We start from the raw sequence: 3801 nt of genomic DNA, 5'->3' as shown, positions 1-3801 counted from the left end.
GTGCGCGATGTGATCGCCTTGACGCAACAGCACGGCATTTCCGGTTTCCCGGTGGTCGAAGGGCCGCAGTTGATCGGTATTGTGACAAACCGGGATTTGCGCTTCGAAGAACGTCTCGACGACGAAGTGCGCAAGATCATGACGCCGCGCGAGCGGCTCGTGACGGTCAAGGAAGGCACGCCGCTCGCAGAAGCCAAGGCGCTGATGCACAGCCATCGGCTGGAGCGGGTGCTGGTCGTCAACGACGCGTTTGAATTGCGCGGCCTGATGACGGTCAAGGACATCACCAAGCAAACCGAACACCCGGACGCCTGTAAAGACGAACACGGCAAGCTGCGCGCCGGCGCGGCAGTCGGTGTCGGTCCGGAAAACGAAGAACGCGTGGATCTGCTGTCGGCGGCGGGCGTGGACGTGATCGTAGTCGACACGGCGCACGGCCATAGCCAGGGCGTGCTCGAACGCGTGCGCTGGGTGAAGCAGAACTATCCGCACATTGAAGTGATTGGCGGGAATATCGCCACGGCCGCGGCGGCCAAGGCGCTCGTGGAATACGGCGCGGACGGCGTGAAGGTGGGTATCGGCCCGGGTTCGATCTGCACCACGCGGATCGTCGCCGGCGTCGGCGTGCCGCAGATCACGGCGGTGGCGAATGTTTCGGATGCATTGCGCGGTTCGGGCGTGCCGGTGATTTCGGACGGCGGTGTGCGTTTTTCCGGCGATGTCAGCAAGGCGCTTGCCGCCGGCGCGGACGCCGTGATGATGGGCAGCATGCTGGCCGGCACGGAAGAGTCCCCGGGCGACGTGTTCCTGTTCCAGGGTCGCCAGTACAAGGCGTATCGCGGCATGGGTTCGGTCGGCGCGATGAAGGACGGCGCGGCGGATCGCTACTTCCAGGACAACTCGGCGAACATCGACAAGCTGGTGCCGGAAGGGATCGAAGGGCGGGTCGCCTATAAGGGCTCGGTCAATGCGATCCTGTTTCAGGTCATTGGCGGCGTGCGGGCGAGCATGGGATATTGCGGTTGCCGCAATATCGGCGAAATGCACGACAAGGCCGAGTTTGTCCAGATCACGGGCGCCGGCATGCGCGAGTCGCACGTGCACGACGTCCAGATCACGAAGGAAGCCCCCAACTACCACGTGGACTGACCATGAAACCGCTGCTGCGCGTTGTACTTGTCGTCAATGCACTGATCTTCCTCGCGTTTGGCGTGCTGTTTTTGCTGAGCCCCTGGGGATCCTTGTGGGAATCGATGCATCTCGTGCGCGTGCAGCCGCCTTTGATCGGCCAGTTGCTGGGTGTGGCGCTGATCGGGTTTGCGTGGCTCGGGTTTCACGCGGCCATCGATGGCGCTCTCACTGCGACCGCGGCGAAAGTTTCAGGGCATGTGGAGTGGTTGTCGGGCCTGATCCTGATTGTCTGGCTCGGGCTGCGGATGTCGGAAGTGACCGGCTTCGGGCAGTTGCTCGGTGCGCTGATCGGCGCCGCGTTGCTGATACTGGGGCTCGGCAGCGTCCGGCTCTCCGGCGCCGTGCGGCGGCGTGAACGCGCGGCGATTGCCGGTGCGGCTGCTGCCGAGCGTGCCGAGAAGCAGGCAGCGAAGACGCGTGCTGAAGAGCGTGCTGCGGGCACGCCCGTGCGGCCGCCCATGACGTCCGACCCCGTTGCGCCGGCAAACCCGCGCTGGGACACGGAGCCTGTCGTGGGTGAAGCGGTGCGGCCGTCTAATTCAGCCCGGCCTGCGGCGAATGCAGCGTTTGATCCGGCCACGGGACATGCCATCGATCCAGCCACGGGCCGTTCTCTCGATCCTGTGACCGGCCGCGCGTTCGAGCCGGTAAGCAGCGGTCACAAGATCGATCCCGAGACCGGCCGGGCAATCGACCCGGTGACCGGACAAACCATCGATCCGGTGACGGGCGCCACGATTCGCCGCGATCCGCATTGAACGTCGTGAGCGGCAACTGTGCCGCTCCAAATGTTTCCAAAGACGAGCGGCGTCAGACGCCGGCCGTTGATATTTCTGCGCGACGCGACGCGCGGGACACCGTTCCCGCCGCTTCGCGTTTCTGTTTTGCCAACCGTTTCCGCTCACTCGCCTTCTGGCCGCTGCCATGCACGACAAGATCCTGATTCTCGATTTCGGCTCCCAAGTCACCCAACTGATCGCGCGGCGCATCCGCGAATCGCACGTGTATTCGGAGATCCATCCGTACGACGTCGATGAAGCGTTCATTCGCGAGTTCGCGCCGAAGGGCATCATCTTGTCGGGTGGACCCAACTCTGTGACCGAGCTGAATTCGCCGCGCGCGCCGCAAGTCGTCTTCGATCTCGGTGTACCGGTCTTGGGCATTTGCTACGGCATGCAGACCATGGCCGAACAGCTTGGCGGCAAGGTCGAACTCGGCAATGTGCGCGAATTCGGCTATGCGGAAGTGCGCGCGCATAACCATACGAGTTTCCTGAACGGCATCGAAGATTTCCAGACGGCCGAAGGTCACGGCATGCTCAAAGTGTGGATGAGCCACGGCGACAAGGTGGCCGACATGCCTTTGGGATTCAAGCTGATGGCATCGACGCCGGCTTGCCCGATCGCCGCCATGGCCGACGACGAGCGCCATTTCTACGGCCTGCAGTGGCATCCCGAAGTCACGCATACAGTGCAGGGCCGCGCGATGCTCGATCGCTTCGTGCTGGAACTGTGCGCAGCGCGGCCGGATTGGGAGATGGGTCATTACATCGATGAAGCCGTCGAGAAGATCCGCGCCCAGGTCGGCGACGAACACGTGATCCTCGGGTTGTCGGGCGGCGTGGATTCGTCGGTGGCCGCGGCGCTGTTGCATCGCGCGATTGGCGCGCAACTGACGTGCGTGTTCGTCGATCACGGCTTGTTGCGGTTGAACGAGGCCGAGCAGGTCATGACGACGTTCGCCGATCACCTTGGCGTGAAGGTGATTCACGTCGATGCCAGCGAAGTGTTCTTGTCGAAGCTTGCCGGTGTCAACGATCCCGAAGCGAAGCGGAAGATCATTGGTGCTGAGTTCGTGGAAGTGTTCCAGACGGAAGCAAACAAGCTGAAAGATGCAAAGTGGCTCGCGCAGGGGACGATTTATCCCGACGTGATCGAGTCGGCGGGCAAGGGCAAGAAGGGTCACACCATCAAGAGCCATCACAACGTGGGTGGTTTGCCGGAGACGTTGAACCTGAAGCTGCTGGAGCCGTTGCGCGAGTTGTTCAAGGATGAGGTGCGCGAGCTGGGCGTGAAGCTTGGACTGCCGCCGGCGATGGTTTATCGGCATCCGTTCCCGGGTCCGGGGCTGGGTGTGCGGATCCTTGGCGAAGTGAAGCGCGAGTTCGCGGATCTGTTGCGTCACGCAGATGCGATTTTTATCGAAACGTTGAGGAATACGTTTGATAAGGAATCGGGCAAGTCATGGTATGAGCTGACGAGCCAGGCTTTCGCGGTGTTTTTGCCGGTGAAAAGCGTCGGCGTAATGGGCGATGGGCGCACCTATGAGTATGTGGTCGCCTTGCGCGCCGTGCAGACGCTGGACTTCATGACCGCGCAATGGGCGCATCTGCCTCATGAGCTGCTCGGGCATGTTTCGAACCGGATCATCAATGAGGTTCGCGGGATCAATCGCGTTGTTTATGATATTTCGGGGAAGCCGCCGGCGACGATTGAGTGGGAGTGAGCTTCGAAGTTTTCAGCAGCATCTCTTTCGCCATAAAGTGGAATGGACACCTGTAGAAGTTAGGCTGCAGCTTTAGTCTATCGTTTGGCTATAACGCGCGACGCC

The 3801-nt window shown here is 61.9% G+C and carries 3 protein-coding genes; all 3 read left to right on the top strand.

Features of this window, described 5'->3' with window-relative positions:
- Positions 1-1149, top strand: a 1149-nt coding sequence (locus ACFFAR_RS27395; protein ID WP_375508835.1) for an IMP dehydrogenase, incomplete at its 5' end; no start/stop codon positions are given.
- A 2-nt stretch (positions 1150-1151) separates the two neighbouring features.
- Positions 1152-1949 carry a hypothetical protein gene (locus ACFFAR_RS27390; RefSeq protein ID WP_174365229.1) on the top strand — a complete coding sequence of 266 codons (798 nt, stop codon included), beginning with the start codon at positions 1152-1154 and terminating at the stop codon, positions 1947-1949.
- A 166-nt stretch (positions 1950-2115) separates the two neighbouring features.
- Complete coding sequence (guaA, locus tag ACFFAR_RS27385) at positions 2116-3696, top strand: glutamine-hydrolyzing GMP synthase (protein WP_062169810.1); 1581 nt, start codon at positions 2116-2118, stop codon at positions 3694-3696.
- Positions 3697-3801: the final 105 nt, after the last annotated feature.

The organism is uncultured Caballeronia sp., from assembly GCF_964243625.1.
GTDB lineage: Bacteria > Pseudomonadota > Gammaproteobacteria > Burkholderiales > Burkholderiaceae > Caballeronia.
Note: the sequence above shows the minus strand (reverse complement) of the source record. Positions and strands in the feature narration are given on the sequence as shown.